Genomic DNA, 1,088 nt, shown 5'->3' on the forward strand with positions numbered 1-1,088 from the left:
TCCTCGGCGAAGGCGGGGAAGACCTCCTTGGCCATCAGTTCCATGTTCTTGATGACCTCACTGATGGGCTGGCCCACCGCCACCAAGCACGCCAGGTGGTCCACTCCCAGGTGCTCGTAGTACTTGAATCGATCGATCATGCGGTCAGGTGTCGTCAATACGGGGTCGGAGTATTTCTCATAGAGGTTGTCCCGTGACAGCGACTCGTCGGCCGGACGCACGATTCCCGCGCTGATAACGTCCTGGCCGAGCTCGCCCATGGTGCGCGCCGCCAGTCGATCCTCACGGGTTTCGTCGGACGCGCTACCCCTGACAAGCGCCAGATAGTGATTGTACTCATTCACGAAGTCGTCGAAGTACTGCAGCGCCTCGTGCTCGGTGTGGCCGAGCCAGGTATGACGCAGCACCATCACCTCGCCGCGTGGAAGTTCACTTTCCGCGGCCGCATCGTTGTAGACCCGGAGGAGTTCCTCCAAATCTCCGTGTGGTTCGAAGCTCCCATAGTTGGGAGCGGTAATGAGATTGAGTCCCTGCTGGGCGACCTTCTTCGCGCCGTCGACGCTCTGGGACGCCACCCACAGTTCGGGGTGAGGTTTCGTCGCCGGCTTCGGGACGATCGTCGTCGGAGGGAACTTGAAGAAGCGTCCGTCGAAGGTGACGTCGTCCTCCACCCAGAGTCGCCGGATGATCTCCAGCGACTCCTCGTAGATCGCTCGCGCATCCGCCGGGTCCACTCCGAGGCGGTCCATCTGATACCGGCTGCCGCCACGTGCGACACCGATGCCGACACGGCCTGGGGCCAGATGGTCGATCAGGGTCATCTCGGAGGCGACGAGGAGCGGATTGTAGTTCGGCAGCACGACGACGCCCGGGAGGATTCGAAGACGCTTGGTGCGGGACGCGGCAACTGCGGCGAAAGCCAGGGAAGAAGGGTTCGTGACGTAGTTCTGGAACTGGTTCTCGTTGATCGAGACACCTTCGAATCCTAGCTCCTCGGCGGCGTCGACGACGCGTAACATGTCGTCCAAGACCTCGGACCATGGGCGACTCGCGTCCGGCCAGAAGAAGGGTGTCGTCACCCAGAACTT

General features: G+C 61.9%; 1 protein-coding gene. It reads right to left on the reverse strand.

What is annotated here, in order from left to right:
- Nucleotides 1–1,019: LLM class flavin-dependent oxidoreductase (locus ABZ881_RS30915; RefSeq protein WP_358489600.1), on the reverse strand; the 1,019-nt coding region annotated here is incomplete at its 3' end.
- Between the last annotated feature and the right edge of the window lie 69 nt (nucleotides 1,020–1,088).

Source organism: Pseudonocardia sp. NPDC046786 (assembly GCF_040645415.1).
GTDB lineage: Bacteria > Actinomycetota > Actinomycetes > Mycobacteriales > Pseudonocardiaceae > Pseudonocardia > Pseudonocardia kongjuensis.